Origin of the sequence: Nocardia sp. NPDC051990, from assembly GCF_040680755.1 — a bacterium.
In the GTDB taxonomy this organism is placed as follows: Bacteria; Actinomycetota; Actinomycetes; order Mycobacteriales; family Mycobacteriaceae; genus Nocardia.
This window is the reverse complement of sequence record NZ_JBFAXH010000002.1, coordinates 457,170-479,663: the sequence shown is the minus strand read 5'-3', so window position 1 is coordinate 479,663 and position 22,494 is coordinate 457,170. Positions and strand designations below refer to the sequence as shown.

The window sequence follows — 22,494 nt, the reverse complement described above, 5'->3', positions numbered from 1 at the left end:
CGCGACACACTAGTTGGTCTTGCACCTCATCAGCCGAGATCAGCCGACCGGAACGCTGTCGGAGCGAAAGCGAGTTAGGTATGTAAACCCTTCCTGCGCAATGGTTTACCTAAATTCGGGCAGCCTTACATTGCTGGCACGGCGTCGGAAAGCCGATTAGCGTTGGCCCCGTGCTATTGATGAACGACGGAAATTCAGCGGTCCTGCCGCACTCCGAGACCCACGGCAACGGGCTTGCCGCACGGCTGAATTGGCTGCGCGCGGGCGTGCTGGGCTCGAACGACGGAATCGTTTCCGTGGCGGGCATCGTCATCGGCGTGGCGGCCGCGACGGCCGATCGCGGCACGATCATGACGGCGGGTATCGCGGGTCTGGCCGCGGGTGCGGTATCGATGGCCCTCGGTGAGTACGTATCGGTCAGCACCCAGCGCGACAGCGAACGGGCGATCCTCGAGGTCGAGCGCCGGGAACTGGCCGAGCAGCCCGAAGAGGAGTTGGCCGAACTGGCGGCCATCTACGAACACAAGGGCCTTTCCCCGGTGACGGCCCGGAAGGTGGCCGAGGAGCTGACCGAGCAGGACGCGTTCCTCGCACACGCCGAGGCCGAACTCGGGATCGACCCGAATGAGCTGACCAACCCTTTGCATGCAGCGGTGTCATCGGCGATCTCGTTCACCCTTGGCGCCCTGCTTCCTCTGCTGGCGATCCTCGTCCCGACCGCGATCCGCATCCCGTTCACCGCGGGCGCGGTGCTGGTCGCGCTGGCATCGACCGGCGCGGCCGGAGCCTGGCTCGGGCAAGCACCGGTACGGCCCGCGACGATCCGGGTGCTCATCGGCGGTGCCGTGGCGATGCTCGTGACGTATACGGTCGGCCATCTGGTCGGTGTAGCCCTGTAGCGGTGGCACAGTGGCCAATTCGACATGGGCAAAGCGAGAGGCGATGGGCTGCCGTGGGTCTGACCGCGACGGATTCAGGGTGTGCGGTCACGGCAGGTCGTTCGTAGTGCCCAGGCCGGGGCGCGGGTGGTGCAGGGTCGCGGCGGTCAGGCGGGGAAATGTCGATGCGCCAGAACGACTCCGCGGCGCGATGAGTGTGCACACACTTGAGTGTGCACACACTGGCGGCCTGGAGGTCGTGGATCTCGCGCAGCCGCAAAGCCTAGCGGCCGGCTGAGTATCAGGAGGCGCCGGCCGCAGCCGCACCAGCGGATCACCGGCCAGCCAGTCCTGTTCCCGCCAGTACCCGCACGCCGACGCCAGTGCAGTCAACCGGATGTTGAACGTCTCCGCCGACTTCCCGCCCCAGACGAAGGTGACGCGACAGGCGCGACCACCTGAGTCGATACCCCTCGCCGGCGGACAGCGCTGCCTGCGAGAATGGCGAATCGGGTGGCAGCGCCTTTTTCAAGTCCACTCGAAGCTCGGCCACGGCCATGCCGTCCATATAGCGCCGAATCAGGACGACTTGATAGCTGTCAGAAAACGCAGGCTGTCGAACATTTGTGTCAGCGGCTCTTCGACCGGTGCCATGGGACGGTCATAGCGATCGGCCAGTTCCTGCAGGTGCAGGGATGCGGTGGTCCAGCCATGGGCGGCGAGCGATTCAGCCGGATCGGTGCGTTCGTCGGTGTAGAACAGTGACGCGAGGTCGACCTGACCGAACGGGGTGTCTTTCAAGTAGGCCGACTCCTGCTCGGCGATGTGGCCGATGTCGACGCCCTTCCCGACAATCTCCGCCGCCACCGCGCTACCGGGTGCCGAAAGCTGATCGATCCGCGCGAACAAGGCATCATGTGCGGAACCTGGCAGGTAGGGCAGCAGCCCTTCCGCCGACCATGCGGTGGGCGAGGTCGGATCGAAGCCTGCCTGGACAAGCGCCGCTGGCCAGTCATCGCGCAGATCAACGGCTACCTCGCGCCGATCCGACCTCGGCGCAGTGCCGGATTCGGTGAGCACCCGACGTTTGAATTCCAGCACCTTGGGCTGGTCGATCTCGAACACGACCTCGCCCGCCGGCCAATCCAGCCGGTAGGCCCTGGCATCGAGCCCGGCAGCCAGGATCACCGCCTGGGGCATCGGCGCCGCCGTAGACAGGAAGAAATCGTCGAAGAACTTACTTCGATATCCGATGAACCCAGAGGTGAAGGGGATCTGCGCCCACAACGTCGGATCGGTGATCAGTCGGTTCATGTCCGAATCGCCGGATGCCACTACGAACCGGGCGGCGTACTCATCGTGGATGAGGGCATCGGGCCGTTTCGTCTCGATAGCGCGCGCGGCCGCGACGCCGAGCGCTGTCATGCCGACGCTGCTCACAATGTCCCAGGTATCGCCTTCGGTACGCATATGCCGTCCTCGAAGTTTCCTGATTGCCGTGGCTATGAACTTGATCATACGACTTAGCGGACTACAGATCCGGATGCCCGGCGGTAGCCGCCGACATGCCCCCTTCATACTGCGCCTCGGCAGGACAAGATGCCGGCGCAAACGGCATCCCAGTCTGTGCAGGTGCGTTGGGTTTCGCGGCAGCGGCCGACATAGCTTATGTATCGACTCGAAAAAGCGGTTGCTGGATGATCGACGGATTTTGGAGATTTAGACGCGGTTGTTGCGGTTGTTGTCGTTGCTGCAAATGCATCGGGATTGGACCAGGTCGGGCTTGGCCGAGAGGCTCGGGGTTTCGACGCCGACCGTTCGTACGGATATCGAGCGGTTGCGGAGGCGGGGTACCCGGTGGATGCGACGCCGGGGGTTGCTGACAAGAGACGTGCCCTGAATTTCGGTGAGCGGCGACCCCGGTCGGGCGAATTCCGCGGGAAGCCCGGCCGGGAGTACCCGTTCGAGAGTTACTCGAACAGCTCGATTCAGCACGTCACTGATTGGCGCCCGCGATACCGCCGATGATCCCACCGATGACACAGCCGGGCAGGAATCCGACGACCAAGAACAGCAGCCCGATCAGCGCGCCGACGGCGCATCCGATCAACACACCCGCGACCGTGGTACCCGCATCACCGATGAACTGCAGCGGTGCCGATTGCGGTGCCGGAGCACTGACGGGCGTCAGCGTCAATGTCGTTGCCGTGGCATCGACTTCGGGTGTGACCCGCACCTGCTGACCCGCCACCGTCTGCAGTGTGGTCGGCATGGCGGCGACCACTGAGCCATCGGGTGCGAGTACCGTGATGCCCGCCTCGGGCGTCAGGACGAACTTGCCCGAGGCCAATGTGATGGTGGCATCGGAGCGGTCCTTCGCCACCGCCGCAGTGTAATGGACGCCGTGATCCACGCCGTTGAGAACGGTTTCCGACGACACTTCAGGCGAGCCATAGGCGGTGGCCGCGGTGATGCCTGTCGCGGCAACGGTCAGAACCGTTGCCGCTACCAAATTTTTGATCTTCATCAGGTTTTCCAATCATCCAGCCGATTCGATCGATGAATCCGAGAAAGGACATCGGACATCAATCATCATGCGCTCCAGGCACACTCGGCGTCGCGAGAATCAGAAAATCGAATTACGTTGCAAGATCAAATAATTCGAAATACCGAGGAACTGGGGTATTGCTTCTCCAGCTATTCCAGTTCACCCTCGGTCTCCAGGTAGATCTGCCGCAACCTGTCCAGTGTTGCTTGCTCCGGATGCTCCCACAACTCCCGTTGCGCCGCTTCCAGCAGCCGCTCGGCAATGCCGTGCAGCGCCCATGGGTTGGACTGCTCCATGAACTTGCGGTTCACGTCATCGAAAACATAACTCTCCGCGAGCTTTTCGTACATCCAGTCCGCAACTACATTTGTGGTGGCGTCGTAGCCGAACAGGTAGTCGACGGTCGCCGCCATTTCGAATGCGCCCTTGTAGCCGTGGCGACGCATTGCCTCGAGCCAGCGCGGATTCACCACTCGAGCACGGAAGACGCGGGAGGTCTCCTCCGAGAGCGTGCGGGTTCGCACGGCGTCGGGGCGGGTGCTGTCACCGATGTAGGCCTCCGGATTCCTACCGGTCAGTGCGCGCACGGTGGCGACCATGCCGCCGTGGTACTGGAAGTAGTCGTCGGAGTCGGCGATATCGTGTTCGCGGGTGTCGGTGTTCTTGGCGGCCACCGTGATCCGGCGGTATGCCGTGCGCATATCGTCGGCGGCAGGTGCACCATCGAGGTCACGACCGTAGGCGAAGCCACCCCAGGCGGTATATACCTGCGCGAGGTCGTCATCGGTGCGCCAGCTCTTGGAGTCGATCAATTGCAGCAGACCCGCGCCGTATGTGCCGGGTTTAGAGCCGAAGATGCGGGTGGTGGCCCGGCGCTTGTCGCCGTGTTCGGCGAGATCGTTCTGTGCGTGGGCGCGAATGTAATTCGACTCGACGGGCTCGTCGAGGTCGGCGACCAGGCGGACCGCGTCATCGAGTAGGGCGAGCACATGCGGGAACGCATCGCGGAAGAAGCCGCTGATGCGGACCGTGACATCGATACGCGGACGGCCCAGTTCCGCGAGCGACATCACCTCGAGGGTCGTGACGCGGCGGCTCGCCTCATCCCAGACCGGGCGGACACCCAGCAGCGCAAGAACTTCCGCGATGTCGTCACCCGAGGTGCGCATGGCGGAGGTGCCCCACACCGACAGCCCGACCGAGCGCGGATACTCGTCGTGATCGGCCCGGTATCGATCGAGCAGGGAATCCGCCATCGCCTGACCGGTCTCCCAGGCCAGTCGAGACGGGACCGCCTTCGGGTCGACCGAGTAGAAGTTCCGACCGGTCGGCAGCACATTGATCAGGCCGCGCAGCGGGGATCCACTCGGCCCCGCCGGAATGAAACCGCCGTTGAGCGCGTGCAGGATTCGGTCGATTTCGATGCCGGTCTGGCGCAGACGGGGCACGACTTCGGTCGCGGCGAAGCGCAGCACGGTGCGCACCGCGGCGAACGTCGGGTCGGACGCGGGTGCGTTCAGTGCGTCCACAATTCCGTCGACGGCGTCCACCGACCAATCGGCGGCTTGCAGTCCGGCGAGCAGCTCACGGGCCTGGGTCTCCACCGCGTCGACCTGCTCGCGTGCCTCGGCACCGGATTCGTTCAGCCCCAAGGCTTCCCGAAGACCGGGCACATTCCGTTCACCACCCCACAGCTGGCGCGCGCGGAGCATCGCGAGGACCAGGTCGAGTTCGGTCTCCCCCGCGGGCGCCTGCCCGAGGACGTGCAGTCCGTCGCGGATCTGCACATCTTTGATCTCGCACAGCCAGCCGTCGACGTGCAGCAGCATATCGTCGAAGACATCCTCGTCGGGGCGTTCGGACAGGCCGAGATCGTGGTCCATTCTGGCCGCCCGCATGAGCGTCCAGATCTGCTGGCGGATGGCGGGCAGTTTGGCCGGATCGAGGGTGGAAATATTGGCGTGTTCGTCGAGCAGCTGCTCCAAACGCGAAATATCACCGTAGCTTTCGGCGCGGGCCATGGGTGGGATGAGGTGGTCGACGAGGGTGGCGTGGGCGCGGCGCTTGGCCTGGGTGCCCTCGCCCGGGTCGTTGACCAGGAATGGATAGATCAGCGGCAACTCACCGAGCGCGGCGTCGGTGCCGCAGGAGGCAGACATGCCGAGGGTCTTGCCGGGCAACCATTCCAGGTTGCCGTGCTTGCCGAGGTGCACCATGGCATCGGCAGCGAAACCGTCCGGCGCGGCGATCCACCGGTAGGCGGCGAGGTAGTGGTGGCTGGGCGGCAGATCCGGGTCGTGATAGATAGCGACCGGGTTCTCGCCGAAACCGCGCGGCGGCTGCACCATCAGTACGATATTGCCGAAACGCAATGCGGCGATGACGATTTCGCCCTTGGGATCGGCCGAGCGGTCGACGTAGAGTTCACCGGGCGGCGGTCCCCACGCCTCGACCACGGCCGTGCGCAGATCCTCGGGCAAGGTGTCGAACCAGCTGCTGTACCGGTCGGCGCTGATACGGACCGGGTTGCCTTCGAGCTGTTCCGCGGTGAGCCAGTCGGGATCTTGACCGCCTGCGGCGATCAACGCGTGGATCAACGCGTCGCCGTCACGTTCCGCGAGTCCGGGCACCTCACTGTCGTCGCCGAGATCGTAACCGGCTGCGCGCATCTCGGTGAGAAGCCGGATCGCGCTGGCCGGGGTGTCCAGGCCGACGGCGTTGCCGATGCGCGCATGCTTGGTCGGGTAAGCCGACATCATGATGGCGATGCGGCGCCGTTCGGCGGGAATGTGGCGCAGCCGTGCGTGCCGGACCGCGATACCGGCTACCCGGGCCGCACGCTCGGGATCGGGCACGTAGGTGGACAGTCCATCGGCGTCGAATTCCTTGAAGGAGAACGGAACCGTGATGATGCGACCGTCGAATTCCGGGACCGCCACCTGGGTGGCGACGTCCAGTGGGGAGAGCCCGTCGTCGTTGGCCGCCCATTGGGCGCGACCGCTGGTGAGGCACAGGCCCTGCAGGATCGGCACATCCAGTTCGGCGAGGGCGGCGACATCCCAGGCCTCGTCGTCGCCGCCGGCCGATGCGTTGGCGGGCTTGGTGCCACCCGCCGCGAGCACAGTTACCACCAGTGCGTCGGCGGTGCGCAAGGTGTCGAGAAGTTCCGGCTCGGCCGTGCGCAGGGATGCGCAATACAGCGGCAGGGCCTTCGCGCCCGCATTTTCGATTGCCGTGCAGAGGGCTTCGATATAGGCGGTGTTTCCGGCGAGATGCTGTGCGCGGTAATAGATTACGGCCACCGTCGGCGGGTGCTCGACGGCTGGATCCAGGTCCGGCGTGCGCTCGAGCTCGCCCCAGCTCGGCAGTTGCACCGGCGGCTCGAAGCCGTGGCCGGTGAGCAGCACCGTATCCGAGAGGAAATTGTGCAGTTGACGGAGGTTTTCCGCACCACCCGCGGCGAGGTAGTTGTGCGCGTCGGCGGCGACACCGCCGGGAACCGTCGAACATTCCATCAACTCGGCATCGGGTGCGATCTCACCGCCGAGCGCCACCATCGGCACCCCGCTGGCACGCACCGCCGCGAGCCCGTCCTCCCAGGCGCGCTTGCCGCCGAGGATTCGCACGACCACCAGATCGACGCCGTCGAGCAGCGCGGGCAGGTCGTCGACCAACAAACGAGCCGGATTTCCCCACCGATATTCCGCACCGCTCGCACGCGCGCTCAACAGGTCGGTATCGGACGTCGACAGCAGCAAAATCACAGGTGGCAGCCTTCCTCGGGTGACGCGCCCATCGGTTACAGTGCTCGCCGGAGAGGGTCTGGCTTTCGACAGTGGCGCGACCGCACCGGAGTTCCACCGGTTTCCTCCATCGCCCGCCGAGCAACCCAGATGCTAGCCCGCCACCCCGTGCGGCTTGCCGACAGGTAAGTGCCCGGTGTTCAGGTCAGGTCGGCGTTTCCGTCGATCACCAGGTGGTCGTGGAATTTGTCGACCCGCCAGCCTGCGGCGGTGCATTCGGCGCCGATGCTGTAGCTGTCGACACAGTGTGCGTCTTGCCGTGGGACGCACCATCCTTCACGTGCACTGTGATGTCGGCATGGATTTCGGCGTGGTCACCCCGCAGATCGACCGGACCGCGACTCGGCGCTCGCGAAGGTTCGAGCATCGCGGCCATCGCTGGTTGTGCTGCCGCCGCGTCGTAGGCTGGATGGGTCATGACGCGTACGAATCCCGATTCCTGCCCCGGTGTGCTGCGGCTGCATCAGGCGGCCGATGGGCCGCTGGCTCGGATTCGGCTACCCGGTGGGCGGCTGGAACCAAGGCAGTTGCAGTCTTTGGCCGAGGCGGCCCTCGAACTCGGCGATGGGAATATCGAGCTGACCTCGCGGGGCAATGTGCAGTTGCGGCAGGTACGTGATGCGGCCGCGCTGAGTGAGCGGTTGGCGGGTGCCGGGCTGTTGCCGAGCGATACGCATGAGCGGGTGCGCAATATTGTCGCCTCGCCGCTGTCCGGTCGGATCGGTGGCTGGGCGGATGTGCATGCGCTCGTTCCGGCGCTCGACCTGGGTTTGCGCGCCGCTACGCGGTTGGCCGAACTCCCCGGCCGCGTGCTGTTCACCCTCGACGACGGTCGCGGCGATATCAGCGGCCTCGGTGGCGATATCGGTGTGCACGCCACGGACGCAGACGAATTCGCGCTCGTGCTGGCGGGTAGGGATGCGGGCATCCGAGTATCCACGGCCGACGCGGTACCGGTGATGCTGGCTGCCGCGCACGCCTTCCTCGATCTCGGCTCGGATCAATGGCGGCTGCACGAAGTCGATGACGGTGCGCGCCGAGTGATCGACATCCTCGGCCTGTCCCCCGGCCTCGAACGCCTTGAATTCGGTGCCACCCATGACATTCCGATCGGCTGGCTCGACCAGGAAAACGGTCTGGTCAGCCTCGGCGCGGCCGTTCGCCTCGGCTCCCTGTCCGCCCGCATCGCCGAATTCATCGCCGCCATCGAACGCCCCATCTTCATCACCCCCTGGCGCAGCCTGGTGATCACCGATCTCGAGGAATGGCCCGCCGAACAGGTCGTCCGCGTACTCGCCCCCATGGGCCTGATCTTCGACGCCAACTCCCCCTGGCTCCATGTCAGCGCTTGCGCCGGCCGACCAGGCTGCGCGAAGGCGCTCACCGATGTCCGTGCCGATGCCACCGCGGCCGTCGAGTCCGGTCGCGTAGCGCCCACCAACCAGCCCGCCGCAGACAGCGATACCAACGGCCACGCAACAGAACCCGACCGCCCAACCTCGAACCTCGACTCGACTGCCACAGACCCAGCGGCACCCGCCCCGAATATGGCATCGGCCTCCAGCGCGGTGCCAGATCTCGGTCCGGCCATCGAACTCCGCAGCGCCGACGATGTCATGGTCGCCGGCCGCCAACACTGGTCCGGTTGCGACCGCCGCTGCGGCCGCCCGCGCGGCCTGGTCACCGACATCGTCGCCACCGAAAACGGCTATCGCATCACTGAGGACACCAAGCAAGCGACGGACAGGCTTCGCATCGCGCCCCCAACACCAAAGCTCGGAACGCCGGTCGTCAGCACCGGCCCGGCCGCCGACGCCGGTGCGGCCGGTCCGCGGGCAATACCTCAGCCACCAACGACGGCAACGGAATCGGGCTGACATCCGGCTCGCAAGCGACCGACCAGCGGTGCGGCGCGAGCGAACTCACGAGTTACGAAGCCACCGCGGTCGGCGTACTGCGCGGATCCTCGTGCATCTCCAACGTGCAGCACTTCACCCCGCCACCGGCCTTCAACAACTCCGAGAGATCGACGCCCACCGGGTTGTACCCCTGCGCACGCAACTCCGAAGCCAGGTTGTCGGCCCGACTGCTGATGAAGACATTCAGCCCATCGGAAACACCGTTCAGCCCGAGAACGACCGCGTCGGCGGCCGTTGCGAGGATGGCATCCGGATAGAGTTCCGCCAGAATCGACTGACTCGCAGCGGTGAAGGCGGCCGCGAAGTACGCGACATTCGTGTCATCGAGGACCATCAGCGCCGTATCCAAGTGATAGAAGCGCGGATCGACCAGTTCGAGCGAAACCACCGGCAGATCGAAGTACTGCTCGACCTCGCGGTGCGCGGCAACAGAACTCCGGAACCCGGTCGCGGCCAGCATGCGCTCACCGACGAGCAGGAAATCGCCTTCGCCCTCGTTGATTTCCTGCGCTCCGACCAACTCCGCGAGCCCCTGCTGCGCGAACCAGCGGTGATACGCCGGACCTTCCGCGGCCCGCTCGGCATGGGTGAACCGCGCCGACATCGCCCGCTCACCCACGATCAGGCCACTATTCGCGGCGAAAACCATATCGGGCAGACCGGGCTCCCCAGGTACGACCTCGATGTGATGGCCGTAATGCTCGAACGTCGCGCACAACGTTTCCCACTGCGACAGCGCCAGCGCGCGATCGACGGGTTCCTGCGGATTCATCCATGGATTGATCGAGTAGCAGACGTCGAAGTGATCCGGACGGCACATCACGAACCGGCGTGGTTCCGGCCGCCGCGCGGGCTCGATACGGAGGGTGGTCACAGAGGTCAACGTGTCTCCCGGAGGTAGGCGCGGATCATTGCGTTGACACGACGGTAATTCGCCTAGTATTGCGCCAGAAACAACGATTCATTGCGCGTGATCGGTGGAATTCGACGATTCATTGCGTCGATCGGGAGCGGGTGTGGCATGGACGACATCGACCGGCAGATTCTTGCGCATCTGCTCAAATCGGCGCGCGCCTCGTTCCAGGAGATCGGCGCGAAGGTCGGACTGTCCGCGCCGGCCGTGAAGCGCCGTGTCGACAAGATGGTCGCCAGCCGCCAGATCACCGGCTTCACCGCACTGGTCAACCCCGCGGCACTCGGCTGGACCACTGAGGCCTACGTCGAGGTCTACTACCGCGACAACATCACCCCCGCCGAACTCCGCCGCAGCCTCGAGCCGATCCCCCAGGTAGTCGGCGTCTGGACCATCGCGGGCGAAGCCGACGCCCTGGTCCACGTCATGGCGACAGACATGGCCGAAATCGAGTCCACCGTGGAACGCATCCGCGAAAACACCCGCGTAGGCCGCACCCGCAGCTCCATAGTCATGTCCCGAATCCTCGAACGCCCCCGAACCTGATGCAGGTGACCTGCTCGACATTCGCATTCTCGACCCGCGCCCAGTGCGGGGAGGGAAGGCCCATATGGTGGTGCGCATGTCCGATGTTCGTGCCGGTTATGTCACTGATGGGGCCGAGATCTATCGGCGATCGTTCGCGATGATTCGGGCCGAGGCGGATCTGAGCGGGTTTCCGCAGGATGTGGCGCAGGTGGTGGTGCGAATGATCCATGGGTGCGGGCAGGTGGATCTGGCCGGGGATGTGGCGTTTTCATCCGGTGTCGTGGCGGCGGCGCGGGAGGCGCTGCGGGCGGGAGCTCCGATTCTCTGTGATGCGCAGATGGTCGCGTCCGGTGTGACGCGCAAGCGACTGCCCGTCGACAATGACGTCATCTGCACTCTCGGCGATCCGCGGGTGCCGGAACTGGCTGCGGCAATGGGCAATACGCGTTCGGCCGCGGCGCTGGAATTGTGGCGCGATCGCCTCGAGGGCGCGGTGGTCGCCATCGGGAACGCACCGACCGCCCTGTTCCATCTGCTCGACATGATCGATGCGGGTGCGCCGCGCCCCGCCGCCATCCTGGGCATTCCAGTCGGTTTCGTGGGCGCCGCCGAATCCAAAGATGCGCTGATCGACTTCGGCGGGATCGAATATCTGACGGTGCGTGGGCGACGCGGTGGCAGCGCCATTACCGCGTCGGCACTGAATGCGATTGCGAGCGAGCAGGAATGAGCAACGGCAAGTTGTGGGGCGTCGGACTCGGCCCCGGCGATCCGGAGTTGGTGACGGTGAAGGCGGCGCGGGTGATCGCCGCGGCCGATGTCATCGCCTTCCACAGCGCCCGGCACGGCCGCAGTATCTCGCGGGGTATCGCCGTACCGTATATGCGTGCGGGCCAACTCGAAGAACACCTGATCTACCCGGTGACCACCGAGACGACCGACCACCCCGGCGGGTATCAGGGCGCCATCGACGAGTTCTACGAACAGGCCGCCGAACGCTTGGCCACCCATCTGGCGGCGGGCCGGTCCGTCGCGCTGCTCGCCGCCGGCGATCCGTTGTTCTACAGCTCGTATATGCATATGCACCGTCGGCTGGCCGACCGGTTCGAGGCCGAGATCATCCCCGGCATCACCTCGGTGAGCGCGGCCTCGGCCGCCCTCGGCACGCCGCTGGTCGAGGGCGAGCAGGTGCTGACCGTCCTACCGGGCACCCTGCCCACCGACGAACTCACCCGCCGCCTCCGCGATACCGACGCGGCCGCCATCATGAAGCTCGGCCGCACCTATCCCGGCGTGCGCCAAGCCCTCTCGGATTCCGGCCGCCTCGCCGAGGCCTATTACGTCGAACGTGCGAGCAGCACCCGTGAGCGTGTGCTCGCCGCCGCCGAGGTCGATGAAGCGGACGTGCCGTACTTCTCGATCACCCTCGTCCCCGGACCCCAGCCGACAACCTCACTGCGCCTTGCGAATTCGGCGCACAGTCAGCATTCGGCCATCGGCATGACGAACACCCCCATCGCGAACACGGGGTCGAACGGAACCATCCATGCCAGGAACGAATCCGCCGCAGACCGCGCGGAGGTGCGCCGCGCGGGTACCGAACCGGACCCGCACTGCGCAGCCACTGAGTCCGAGACGCAGCGAGCCGACACCGGCGGCGGAAACCCCGCCCGAGTCGGCGAAGTGGTCGTCGTCGGGCTAGGCCCCGGTTCACCTGAGTGGACGACGCCGGAGGTCGAACACGCACTCGCCGAAGCCACCGATCTGGTCGGCTACACAACCTACATCAATCGGGTGCCGTCGCGGCCCGGGCAGCGCAGGCATGCCAGCGATAACCGGGTGGAATCCGAACGTGCCGCCATGGCATTGGATCTCGCGAAGCATGGGGCCAAGGTCGTGGTCGTGTCCTCGGGTGATCCCGGGGTTTTCGCCATGGCGGCGGCGGTGCTCGAGGAATCCGCCGATCCACAGTGGCAAGGTGTGCCGGTGCGGGTGTTGCCCGGCCTCACCGCGGCCAATGCCGTCGCCAGCCGGGTCGGCGCGCCGCTCGGCCACGATTACGCGATGATTTCGCTCTCTGATCGACTCAAGCCGTGGGAGGTTGTCGCACAACGGCTTTCGGCGGTGGCGTCGGCCGATATGGCGATCGCGATCTACAACCCGGGCTCCAGTCAGCGCACCTGGCAGGTCGCGGCGATGCGCGATGTGCTGCTCGAGCATCGCAAGCCCGATACCCCGGTCGTGCTCGGTCGCGATGTCGGTGGACCCACCGAATCCGTCCGCGTGGTCACCCTCGCCGAATTGGATCCAGCCGCGGTCGATATGCGCACGCTGCTGATCATCGGTGCGTCCACCACCGCCGTCCTCGAATCCGACCAGGGCACCAGGGTCTACACTTCGCGCCGCTACCAGCGTTGATTCCGGCTCCGCAGAAAACCGTAAACATTCCGAAAACGGGTTCGGCCACGCTGAAGGCATCACCAACAGCGGGCCGGACGGACCGCGACAACCAGGAAAGGCAACCCGATGCGCAAGCTGAAGCTCCAGGTCCAGACCACCATCGACAGCTACATGTCCGGCCCGAACGGCGAGATGGACTGGATGACATTCCCGTGGTCCGATGACCTCGCCGCCCGAGTCGGCGCCATCACCGCCGAATTCGACACCATTGTGCTCGGCCGCAAACTCGCCGAGGGCTTCATTCCGCACTGGGCCGCCAAGCCCGAACACGAGTCCCAGGCCGCCATCGACAAGATGAACAACACGCCCAAGGTCGTGATCTCCAACAGCCTCACCGAATCACCCTGGGAGAACACCGTCGTCGCGGGCGGCGACCTCGCCGAGACCATCAACGGCCTCAAGGCCCAGCCGGGTGGCGACATCATCGTCTACGGCGGCGGCACGCTCGTCGCGAACCTGATCGCCGAGAACCTCATCGATGATCTGCATCTGTTCGTCAACCCGACCGCGATCGGCGCAGGCCTGCCGGTCTTCCGCGGCACCACCCGACTTGACCTGGTCTCCGCCACCGGATTCGAGTGCGGGGTGACCGAGCTGCATTACCGGCCGAAGAGCGCCTGATCACAGCCTCCCGAACAACGTACCGAGGATGCCGATCTGCGAATTGATCGGCATCCTCCCCTTCGCTAACATTCCACTATGGAACGTTGAGGATGAAAGGAGCAGTAGGTTGGCGAATACCTCGGCACAACTCAAATCGCTGAATTCCACCGCGGCGTCGCTGCTCGGTTTTCTGCACGACGGTCCGATGTCGGGCTGGGATCTGGTCGCTCAGGCCCAGGACCGGATCGGCGATTTCTGGACCATTACCCAGAGCCAGGTCTACCGGGAACTGGCTGCCATGGCCGCGGCCGGACTCGTCGAAAAGGGTGAGACCGGGGCGCGAGATCGTACGCCGTATCAGATCACCGATGCCGGTCGCGAAGCCTTCCTCGAATGGATCGCCCGCGATCCGGGCGCGGAGACCATTCGGGTACCGCTGTTACTGACCCTGTCCTTCGGAGGGCACGTCGATCCCGATCACCTCGATCGAATCATCGCCGCCAACAAAAGAGTTCACCAGCAGCGCCTCGACCGCTATCTCACCGACGACCAGACCGAGATGTCCCCCTACCAACTTGCCACGCTGGAATTCGGCATCGGTTACGAACGCACAGTGCTGGCCTGGTTCGACCGACTGCCGGAACTCCTCGGCCGCTGAGACACCGCGGCAGCACGGCTCGGGTGAACATCGGAGCCGAGATACCAGGTCGATCAGAAATTGCCAGATGCAGTATCCCGCAACCACTTCCACGCCTCGTCGACAGTTTCCGCAACAACCGCGCCCGGCGGCAACTCGGGGCGATCGATGACGACCACGGGAAGGCCCGCCGAGCGAGCGGCGTCGAGTTTGGCGGCGGTCTGATCACCGCCGCTGTCCTTGGTGACCAGCACGTCGATCCGATGCCGGGTAAGCAGACGCTGCTCGTCCGCAGGCGAGAACGGCCCACGCGCCAGGAGCAATCCGTGATGCGGCGGTAGCGCGCCGGTGGGTGGATCGATGGCCCGGATCAAGAACCACTGGTTCGCCAGGCCCGCGAAGGCGGCGACACCTTGGCGGCCGATGGTCAGGAAGACGCGTTCCCCCAACTCCGAAACCTGCTGCGCGGCCGCATCGAGATCGGGCACCCGGATCCACCGGTCACCGGGCTGTTCGGACCACCCCGGCCGCCGCACATGCAGGAGCGGTAGCCCGAGATCCGTCGCGGCACCGGCCGCATTCGCACTGATCGTGCCCGCGAACGGATGTGTGGCATCGATGACGACCGCGATCTCGTTATCCGCCAACCACTTCCGCAGGCCTTCGACACCACCGAAGCCGCCGATCCGCACCGGCCCCGCTGGCAGCAGTGGGTCGCGAACACGACCGGCGAGCGAGGAGACGATGTCGAATCCTCGCTCGCCGGAGGCGATGTGGGCGATTTCCCTGGCTTCCCGGGTGCCGCCCAGAATCAGAGTTTTCAGGGCTGTCCGCTGAAGTAGGCGATGCCTGCATTGATCAGGTTCGGACCGCCCGCGATGAGCAGGCCGATCAGCGCACCAACCGGCAGACCGATACCGAAGAAGAAGAATCCGATGATGCCGCCGATCACCGCACCGAGCGAGGCGCGCTGCAGTTCGCTGAAGAACCACTCCTGCGAGGAGATGGCCTCGGCGCTGACCGCGGCGGTCGGCTTGACCTCCGGTGTCAGCGTCAGCTTCTGCCCCGCGGAGTCGATGGTGGCCGCGATCGGGATCAACTCGTCCCCGACCTGCGCCTTCAGCGGAATCGATGTAACAACCGCGCCCTCGGTGTTCTTCACCGTGACGTACTTCTGGTCGGCGTCCAGACTGAACGCGCCGCCGGTGACCGCGGTGACAATCGACTTGTCCACCAGTTGCACCGCGTAGTTGACACCGTGGTCTTCGCCTTGCACGGCGGGCGCGGCCTGGTTCTGCACGGCCGGCGCGGGTGCCGCCGGAGCGGCGCCGGCCGTACCCGCCGCAATACCGGTGGCCGCGACGGCCATCATCGCGGTGGCGGCAAACTTCTTGTACTTCATAAATCTCCCAATACAGCTGATACGCAGACCCTTTTGCGCTGCGGTCGTGGGCCCCGACCATACCTTTTACTCACGGATGTTTCACTACAGCGCGCCACAATCCGGGCCAGATTCCGGTTCCGATCCGACTGTCGTGCACCTGAGGTCCCTCCAGCACATCAGAGCTGTCCACGACCACATGCACCATAACCGTCAGGAAGCTGGAGACTCGCTGCGAGTTCCGATGACCCCGTACAACAGCAGATCCTCGAGGGAGGCGGCGAAACTGTCGACATCATCGATGTCGCGGATGCACATGGCGAACAATGCCGCGCCGGCGATGGCATCGAGCAGGGTGTTGGCGTCGAGGCCGGGATGCGCTGATTCGCTGTCGACGGACAGATAGTCGCCGAGTTCGACGCGGGTGGGGGTGTTCAGGCGGGCGGCGAGTTTCTCGTAGAGTCCGGAGTCCTCGCGCATCTCGGCCATGAGCCCGGGCATGGCGACGCGGGTTTCGGCGGATCCGAACAGTTGGACGGTCCCGCGGATCACCTTGCGGATCTCGCTGATCAGGTCGGGTGCTACCTGGTCGGAGCCGACGTCGGGAAAGACCGCCTTGGCGATGAGGTGGGCCTTGGACGGCCAGCGCCGGTAGATGGCCGGGCGGCTGACCCCGGCACGGGCGGCGATGGCATCGATGGACGTTGCGGCATAACCCTTTTCGACTAGCAAGGCGCGTGCGGCGTCGAGCACCGCGCGATCGACCGCGGGATCGCGGCGCGGGCCGAGCCGGTGGCGTTCGGTCATGAAATTCGTCCTTGTCCGCGCGAGGTGGAGTCGTTACAGTCTGTCACATCAATAGTCGTTACAGTCTGTAACCGCTGGGGACTAGAGGAGTAGACGTGTCAGCTGCCCCACACATCACCGCACTCGCCGAAACGTATCGACCGGTACCGCTGCTACAGGGCAAAGTCCTCGTGATAGCGGGCGTCGGCCCCGGCCTGGGACACTCGCTGAGCATCGAAGCCGCCCGCATGGGCGCGAACCTGGTCCTGGTGAGCCGCACGGAGCACAAGCTGGACAAGATCGCCGCGCAGGTACGCGCACACGGCGGCACGGCCCTGGTCGCACCCGCCGACATCACCGTCGAAGACCAGCGACGGTCCCTGGTGGATCGCACACTCGCCGAGTACGGACGTATCGACTGCCTGATCAACAATGCCTTCGCGATCCCCCCGATGAACCCGATCACCCAGATCGAGATCGACCACCTGCGTACCGTGAACGAGACCAATGTGTTCGCGCCACTGCGCCTTTCGGCCTTGTTCGCCAATGCACTGGCCGCCTCGCGCGGCTCGATCATCATGCTCAACTCATGCGTGTCCTACAGCTCACAACCGGAGTACTCCGGCTACAAGCTGTCCAAAGGCGCACTGCAGCATCTGGCATCGTCCCTGGCCACCGAGCTCGGCCCGCGCGGAATCCGCGTGAACAGCATCGCGCCCTCCTACGTCTATGAGGACATCAACAAGGCCTACTTCGATTGGCTGGCCGGCCAAGCCGGAGTCACACACGCCGACATCTACCGAGAGAAGGCCGCACCGACCGATCTGCAACGCCTGGCCGAGCCCGAAGAAGTCGCCCGCGCCGCGCTGTTCCTGGCCAGCGATCTGGCCACCGCCGTCACCGGGCAGATGCTGACCGTCGACTGCGGCGAGTTCCACCGATGAGTACGGGAGCAACTATGCCAAAGCGAATCGTCCTGTGGGGCACCGGCGTCGTCGGCTCTATGGTGCTGGCGGAAATCCTGCGCCACCCACGTTTCGAACTGGTCGGCGTCGGCGTCAGCAACCCCGACAAGGTCGGCAAGGATGCCGGCGACCTCTGCGGAGCGCGGAAAACCGGAGTCCTGGCCACGGATTCGGTCGACGACCTGATCGCACTGCGCCCCGATGCGGTCGTGCACTACGGCCCCACCGCCCAGTTCGCCGACGAGAACATCAGGGTGATCAGCGCATTCCTGCGCGCCGGCATCGACGTGTGCTCGACGGCCATGACACCGTGGGTGTGGCCCGCCATGGACAGGACCCCTGACCTATGGCGCGATCCCATCGCCGACGCGTGCGCCGAGGGCGGAGCATCGTGCTTCACCACCGGAATCGACCCCGGCTTCGCCAACGACCTGTTCCCCATGACCCTGATGGGACTGTGCGGTGCGGTGGAGTCGGTACGGGCCTCGGAACTGCTCGACTACACCGACTACGAAGGCGCCTACGAATTCGAGATGGGCATCGGCCATCCGCCGGAATTCCAAGCGCTACTGGAACATCCGGACCTGCTGATCATGGCCTGGGGCCCGACGGTGCCCATGATCGCCAGCGCCGCAGGCATCGAACTCGACGCCATCACCACCACCTGGGACAAATGGGTCACCCCCGAGGATCGCCCGTCGGCCAAGGGCATCGTGAAAGCGGGCAACGTCGCCGCCATCCGATTCACCATCAACGGCGTCTACCAGGGCCGCGAGGTCATCACCCTCGAACACGTCAACCGCATCGGCCGAGATGCCGCCCCGCACTGGCCTGCTGGAACCCGCGACGACGTCTACCGCGTCGACATCGTCGGGTCCCCGTCCATATCTCAGGAGACCCAATTCCGGTTCACCGACGGTTCCGGCCGCACACCGGCCGTTGCGGGCTGCCTGGCCACGGGCATGCGCGCGCTCAACGCCGTACCCGCGGTCAACGAACTGCCGCCCGGGTGGGTAACCGCACTGGACCTGCCGCTGATTCCAGGCGCAGGCACGATCCGCTGAGTAGCAGCGGCGCACGGCGAGGTTCAGACCGAGCCGGCTGTCACGACCGTCCACCGGGTGACCGGCAATTGCGGCCGCCGGGTCGTAAATTGCCCGGTGTTCGTCCGTCAGACGCTTCGCCTGCTTACCTTGCCGGAACCGTTGGGCCCCAATAGCACCGAACGCATTACGCGGATACCCCCGTGCCGAGCAGGGGCCGGTGGCGAGGTAGGCCAATGCGGCCCGTGCGGCATTGGCGCCGCACATGCCGTGCGCACCTGGCCCGGGCGGGGTCGCCGCGGAGCAGACGTACATGCCCGGCAGGCCGATCGCGTACGGGGACAAGGTGATCGCGGCCCGAATACCAGCTGGCGGATATTCTTCGAGCCGGTCATGATGTCACCACCGGTGAAATTGGAGTTGTCGGACGCCAGTTCGGCGGTGCTGCGGACCGCCAAGCCGATGATCCGGTCCCGGAATTCGGGCGCGAATTGCTCGATGCGGGCGATGATCGCCTCGGTGGCATCACCGGTATAGCCGTTGGGGACGTGGGCGTAGGCCCACACCAGGTGGATGTCGCCTGCCGAGCGTTGCGGGTCGGCCAGATACTGCTGGCCGACCAGGACAAACGGGCGCTCTGGCAGGCGGCCGGCGTGGATATCGCGTTCGGCCGCCGCAAGTTCGGCGAAGGGACCGGCGAGGTGGACGGCGCCCGCGCGGCGGGCGTCCGGATTCGCCCATGGCACCCCCGCTTCGACCGCGAAATCTACCTTGAATGCTCCGGGTCCGCGGCGAAAGTTCCGATAGGCGCGGGCGATACGGGGTGGGAGCCGGTCACCGAGAATCCGGGCAACCGCTTCCGGAGCCAGGTCGAACAGCGTCACATCCGACGGCGGCAACTGTGTCGCGGTGTCGACACGAACGCCGGTCTCGACCTTCCCGCCCAGATCGGCGAGCAGTGCGGCCAGCGCGCGGGTGATCGAATGGGAACCTCCGGCGGCCACGGGCCAGCCGTGGCGGTGGCCGGCGGTCAGGATTCCCATCCCGATCGCCGAGCTCATCGGATGGTGCAACGGCCGGAAGGCATGGGCCGCGACACCTCCGAACAGCGCCCGCGCCTCCTCGGTCCGCAAGACCCGGGCGAGCGCCGAAGCGGGCAGCGGGGTCGGCGCACCGAAGCGGGCCAACGTCAGTGGGTGCCGGGGCACCCGCAGCAGCGGTTGCAGGATGTCTTCGGCCAGCGCGTCGTAGCGCTCGGACGGCTTGCCGAACAACGATTTCCACATCCACCCGTCGCGCCCCAGCCCGGCGGCAGTGCGCTCGATCGAGCGGTACAGCACCCAAGCGCGGCCGTCGGAGAGCGGGTGCACACAGTCGATTTCCGGTGTGCACCAGGACAATCCGAAACGTTCCAGCCCGAGCTCGGCCAGGAACGGCGAGCCAACGGCCATGGGGTGCACAGCTGAGCACTGGTCGTGCAGCAGTCCGGGCACGATGGCCGCAACGATGCGGGTGCCGCCGCCGATCTCGCTGTTCGCCTCGAGGACGGTGACCTGGACGCCCGCTCGGGCAAGGGCCACAGCGGCGGCGAGTCCATTAGCCCGCCGCCGACGACGGTCGCGATGGTCATGCCAGCGCTCCGTACCCGTGAGCCTGCGCGTTGGGAATCCCGGCCGGACGGGCCGCTTCCCGATCCGGGCGGGTCCAAGTAACGGCCAGTGGGATCGGGCCGTTCGGCAGCCAGGGCTGTTCGGCCACCGCGTCGGCGACGGTCCAGGTGCCGCGCTCGATGACTCCGAGCGCCGCACGATCCCGCACCCTTCGTTGTACCGAACAACGCGACGGCGACGCCCGGCCAGATGCTCGTCCGGCTTCCTATCCTGCGTCCATGACTACTACCTATATGGCACCGCCGCCTGATCCCGGCCACGACCGTTCCCACAGCCCCCGGTCCCGGCGAGATTTTCAGACCGAGTCACCTTTTACCGCCGCCCACTGGGTGACCGGCAATTGCGGCCGCCAAGTCGTAAAATTGCCCAGGGCTTCGGCTCGGTAGATCTGAAACTTCCGCAGTTGACCGCCGTACGCGGCGACCCATTGCAGTAGCAGCGCTTCGGATTCCGCCGTCACCGCATTCGCCACCAAACGGCCGCCCTGACGTAAAACTGACCAGCATGTCTCGAGCACGCCATCTTGAGTGAGCCCGCCACCGACGAAAATAGCGTCCGGAGGAGCTGATTCGACAGATTTTCCGATGTCGGTAAGTATTTCTCCACGCACACCGATGTGCGGAACACCAAGGGCAGCGGCATTATCGGCGATCCGCCGCCGCCGATGTTCGAGCCGCTCGAAGCTCACCGCCCGGCAGCTCGGATGGGTACGGCACCATTCGATCGCGATACTGCCCGAACCCCCGCCGACATCCCACAGCAATTCCCCGGGCGCGGGTGCCAGCGCGGCCAATGTCAACGCCCTGACCTCGGATTTGGTGAGCTGACCGGCACCGCCGAAGAGCTCATCCGGCAATCCGGGCACCCGTGTCGCCCGCGGGTGCTTCGGATCGGCGACACAGTCGATCGCGACGATATTGAGTGGATCACCCGTTGCGAGCTCCCACCCCGCCGCGCGATCGCGCACAACCCGTTCGCGCGGACCGCCCAACTGCTCGAGCACGATCAATGTCGACCCCCCGAAACCATTGTCCCGCAATAGTTCCGCGAGCTGTCCCGGTGTGTTTTGGTCCGCACTCAGCACCAGCACTCGCCGCCGGTCCGCCAACTCCGGCAACACCGTCGCCACCGGCCGCCCCACCGCACTCACCACCGGGATTTCCGCCAACGCCCACCCCAGCCGCGCACAGGCCAGCGATGCCGATGACGCCTGCGGAAGTACCCGCAGCTGGTCCGCCCCGAACAGGCCCGCCAATGTCGCACCGATGCCGTAGAACATCGGATCCCCGCTGGCCAGCACGCATATCTGCCGCCCGGCGTTGTCGGCGAACAAACCTGAGAGTGCGGGAACCAACGGCGATGGCCACTCCCGCCGTGCCACCGTGATGTCCTGCGGAATCAGCTCGATTTGCCGCACCGATCCGAATATCAGCTCGGCATCCGAGATGGCTGCGCGCGCGGCCTCGCCGAGCCCGCCCCACCCGTCGGCGCCGATACCGACCACGGCGATCGGTGGCCCACTCCACTCGGTCGTCACCGCACCGCCGTTCACCGTGGCATCCGACGCCAGATGGGTTGGGGCAGTAAGCGGATCGCGAAGATGACCGGGCGCAGGATGCCGGGTACCCAAATCCGACCGGCACGGCGCCGCAGACCGCGCACGACCGCGTCCGCCACCTGTGCTGGGGTGCTGGACATCGGGGCCAGGTCCATGCCCTCGGTCATCCGGCCGATGACGAACCCGCAACGCAGCAGCAGCAGGTGCACACCGCTGCCGTGCAACGCATCCGCGAGACCGCTGGCGAATCCGTCGAGACCCGCCTTCGCCGAACCGTAGACGTAGTTTGCTCGCCGCACCCGCGCACCCGCGAACGAACTGAATACGACGAGCTGCCCGCTGCCTTGCGCGCGAAGCAGATTCGCGAGGATGGTGAGCACGCTGATCTGCGCGACGTAGTCGGTGTGCACCACTGCAATCGCATGTGCCGGATCATGTTCGGCCCGCGCCTGATCCCCGAGCACCCCGAATGCGACCACCGCAACCCCGATTCCCCCGTATTCGGCGGCGATCTTCTCCAGGAGCGCGGGATGGCTCGCCGTATCATCCGCGTCGAATTCGACGGTATGCACTGCCGTCGCCCCGGCTGTCGCAACCGCCGCACTCTCCTGCGCCAACTCCGCGCTGCGCCGCGCGGCGAGTATCACCACGCGCCCCGGCGCCAGACGTCGCGCCACCTCGAGCCCGATCTCACTGCGGCCCCCCAGTACCAGCACCGGCCCCTCGGCAATTCCACGCGATCCCATGCCGTCAGTCTTTCACCCCACCCCGATATGCCGATCCGCCAGGTCAGACGATCTCG

18 protein-coding genes and 3 pseudogenes are annotated in these 22,494 nt (G+C 65.8%); 10 read left to right on the top strand and 11 right to left on the bottom strand.

Translation table 11 applies throughout. From position 1 onward, the window contains the following. The first annotated feature begins 179 nt into the window (after nt 1-179). Nucleotides 180-899: a VIT family protein gene (locus tag AB0L63_RS05870; protein ID WP_364495678.1), complete on the top strand. Its 720-nt coding sequence runs from the start codon at nt 180-182 to the stop codon at nt 897-899. 558 nt (nt 900-1,457) lie between these two features. On the opposite strand, the gene AB0L63_RS05865 is transcribed toward AB0L63_RS05870, so the two are convergent. Further along, nucleotides 1,458-2,348, bottom strand: a complete 891-nt coding sequence (locus AB0L63_RS05865; RefSeq protein WP_364495152.1) for a class I SAM-dependent methyltransferase — start codon at nt 2,346-2,348, stop codon at nt 1,458-1,460. Between the two features lie 286 nt (nt 2,349-2,634). Here AB0L63_RS05865 and AB0L63_RS05860 point away from each other — a divergent pair. Further along, nucleotides 2,635-2,753: pseudogene (locus AB0L63_RS05860) on the top strand (helix-turn-helix domain-containing protein); the annotation flags it as partial. 121 nt (nt 2,754-2,874) lie between these two features. On the opposite strand, the gene AB0L63_RS05855 reads toward AB0L63_RS05860, so the two are convergent. Together AB0L63_RS05855 and cobN are read right to left on the bottom strand one after the other, a co-directional pair. Continuing rightward, nucleotides 2,875-3,405 carry a hypothetical protein gene (locus AB0L63_RS05855; RefSeq protein WP_364495149.1) on the bottom strand — a complete coding sequence of 177 codons (531 nt, stop codon included), beginning with the start codon at nt 3,403-3,405 and terminating at the stop codon, nt 2,875-2,877. Nucleotides 3,406-3,575: 170 nt separating this feature from the next. Next, complete coding sequence (cobN, locus tag AB0L63_RS05850; protein WP_364495146.1) at nt 3,576-7,190, bottom strand: cobaltochelatase subunit CobN; 3,615 nt, start codon at nt 7,188-7,190, stop codon at nt 3,576-3,578. A 455-nt stretch (nt 7,191-7,645) separates the two neighbouring features. Here cobN and cobG point away from each other — a divergent pair, with 455 nt between their 5' ends. After that, nucleotides 7,646-9,106: a precorrin-3B synthase gene (gene cobG / locus AB0L63_RS05845; protein WP_364495143.1), complete on the top strand. Its 1,461-nt coding sequence runs from the start codon at nt 7,646-7,648 to the stop codon at nt 9,104-9,106. A 52-nt stretch (nt 9,107-9,158) separates the two neighbouring features. Here the strand turns inward: cobG and ddaH are convergent, their stop codons facing one another. Continuing rightward, on the bottom strand, nt 9,159-10,022 hold the full coding sequence (gene ddaH, locus AB0L63_RS05840; protein ID WP_364495140.1) for a dimethylargininase: 864 nt from the start codon (nt 10,020-10,022) through the stop codon (nt 9,159-9,161). Between the two features lie 147 nt (nt 10,023-10,169). Between ddaH and AB0L63_RS05835 the strand changes: the two genes are divergently transcribed. The 5 genes from AB0L63_RS05835 to AB0L63_RS05815 all read left to right on the top strand — a co-directional run bounded on the left by AB0L63_RS05835 (nt 10,170) and on the right by AB0L63_RS05815 (nt 14,310). Next, nucleotides 10,170-10,607, top strand: a complete 438-nt coding sequence (locus AB0L63_RS05835) for an Lrp/AsnC family transcriptional regulator (RefSeq protein WP_040691444.1) — start codon at nt 10,170-10,172, stop codon at nt 10,605-10,607. A 76-nt stretch (nt 10,608-10,683) separates the two neighbouring features. Beyond that, the gene (locus AB0L63_RS05830; RefSeq protein WP_364495137.1) at nt 10,684-11,319 is read left to right on the top strand and encodes a precorrin-8X methylmutase; all 636 of its coding nucleotides are present in this window, start codon (nt 10,684-10,686) and stop codon (nt 11,317-11,319) included. Then, nucleotides 11,316-13,007, top strand: coding sequence for a precorrin-3B C(17)-methyltransferase (gene cobJ, locus AB0L63_RS05825; protein ID WP_364495133.1), 1,692 nt, complete (start codon nt 11,316-11,318; stop codon nt 13,005-13,007). Before AB0L63_RS05830 ends, cobJ begins: the two co-directional genes overlap by 4 nt. 108 nt (nt 13,008-13,115) lie before the next feature. After that, on the top strand, nt 13,116-13,670 hold the full coding sequence (locus tag AB0L63_RS05820; protein WP_364495130.1) for a dihydrofolate reductase family protein: 555 nt from the start codon (nt 13,116-13,118) through the stop codon (nt 13,668-13,670). A 109-nt stretch (nt 13,671-13,779) separates the two neighbouring features. Further along, nucleotides 13,780-14,310 carry a PadR family transcriptional regulator gene (locus AB0L63_RS05815; RefSeq protein ID WP_364495128.1) on the top strand — a complete coding sequence of 177 codons (531 nt, stop codon included), beginning with the start codon at nt 13,780-13,782 and terminating at the stop codon, nt 14,308-14,310. 53 nt (nt 14,311-14,363) lie between these two features. Here the strand turns inward: AB0L63_RS05815 and AB0L63_RS05810 are convergent, their stop codons facing one another. From AB0L63_RS05810 to AB0L63_RS05800, 3 genes are all read right to left on the bottom strand, one after another. Next, nucleotides 14,364-15,113, bottom strand: a complete 750-nt coding sequence (locus AB0L63_RS05810) for a cobalt-precorrin-6A reductase (protein ID WP_364495676.1) — start codon at nt 15,111-15,113, stop codon at nt 14,364-14,366. Further along, entirely contained in the window at nt 15,110-15,691 is a 582-nt protein-coding gene (locus AB0L63_RS05805; protein ID WP_364495125.1) for a hypothetical protein, read from the bottom strand. The genes AB0L63_RS05810 and AB0L63_RS05805 overlap by 4 nt, the downstream gene beginning before the upstream one ends. A gap of 192 nt (nt 15,692-15,883) precedes the next feature. Next, nucleotides 15,884-16,477 carry a helix-turn-helix domain-containing protein gene (locus tag AB0L63_RS05800; protein WP_364495122.1) on the bottom strand — a complete coding sequence of 198 codons (594 nt, stop codon included), beginning with the start codon at nt 16,475-16,477 and terminating at the stop codon, nt 15,884-15,886. Between the two features lie 95 nt (nt 16,478-16,572). Between AB0L63_RS05800 and AB0L63_RS05795 the strand changes: the two genes are divergently transcribed. Beyond that, complete coding sequence (locus AB0L63_RS05795) at nt 16,573-17,400, top strand: SDR family oxidoreductase (RefSeq protein WP_364495120.1); 828 nt, start codon at nt 16,573-16,575, stop codon at nt 17,398-17,400. Nucleotides 17,401-17,414: 14 nt separating this feature from the next. Next, complete coding sequence (locus AB0L63_RS05790; RefSeq protein WP_364495118.1) at nt 17,415-18,485, top strand: dihydrodipicolinate reductase; 1,071 nt, start codon at nt 17,415-17,417, stop codon at nt 18,483-18,485. 204 nt (nt 18,486-18,689) lie between these two features. Here AB0L63_RS05790 and AB0L63_RS05785 read toward each other — a convergent pair. The 4 genes and pseudogenes from AB0L63_RS05785 to AB0L63_RS05770 form a co-directional block, all read right to left on the bottom strand. Then, a pseudogene (locus AB0L63_RS05785) lies at nt 18,690-20,094 on the bottom strand (NAD(P)/FAD-dependent oxidoreductase); the annotation flags it as partial. After that, a pseudogene (locus tag AB0L63_RS05780) lies at nt 20,091-20,294 on the bottom strand (DUF3556 domain-containing protein); the annotation flags it as partial. The pseudogenes AB0L63_RS05780 and AB0L63_RS05785, both read right to left, overlap by 4 nt. Nucleotides 20,295-20,429: 135 nt before the next feature. After that, entirely contained in the window at nt 20,430-21,686 is a 1,257-nt protein-coding gene (gene cbiE / locus AB0L63_RS05775) for a precorrin-6y C5,15-methyltransferase (decarboxylating) subunit CbiE (RefSeq protein ID WP_364495115.1), read from the bottom strand. Then, nucleotides 21,683-22,438, bottom strand: a complete 756-nt coding sequence (locus tag AB0L63_RS05770) for an SDR family NAD(P)-dependent oxidoreductase (protein ID WP_364495113.1) — start codon at nt 22,436-22,438, stop codon at nt 21,683-21,685. The genes cbiE and AB0L63_RS05770 overlap by 4 nt, the downstream gene beginning before the upstream one ends. Between the last annotated feature and the right edge of the window lie 56 nt (nt 22,439-22,494).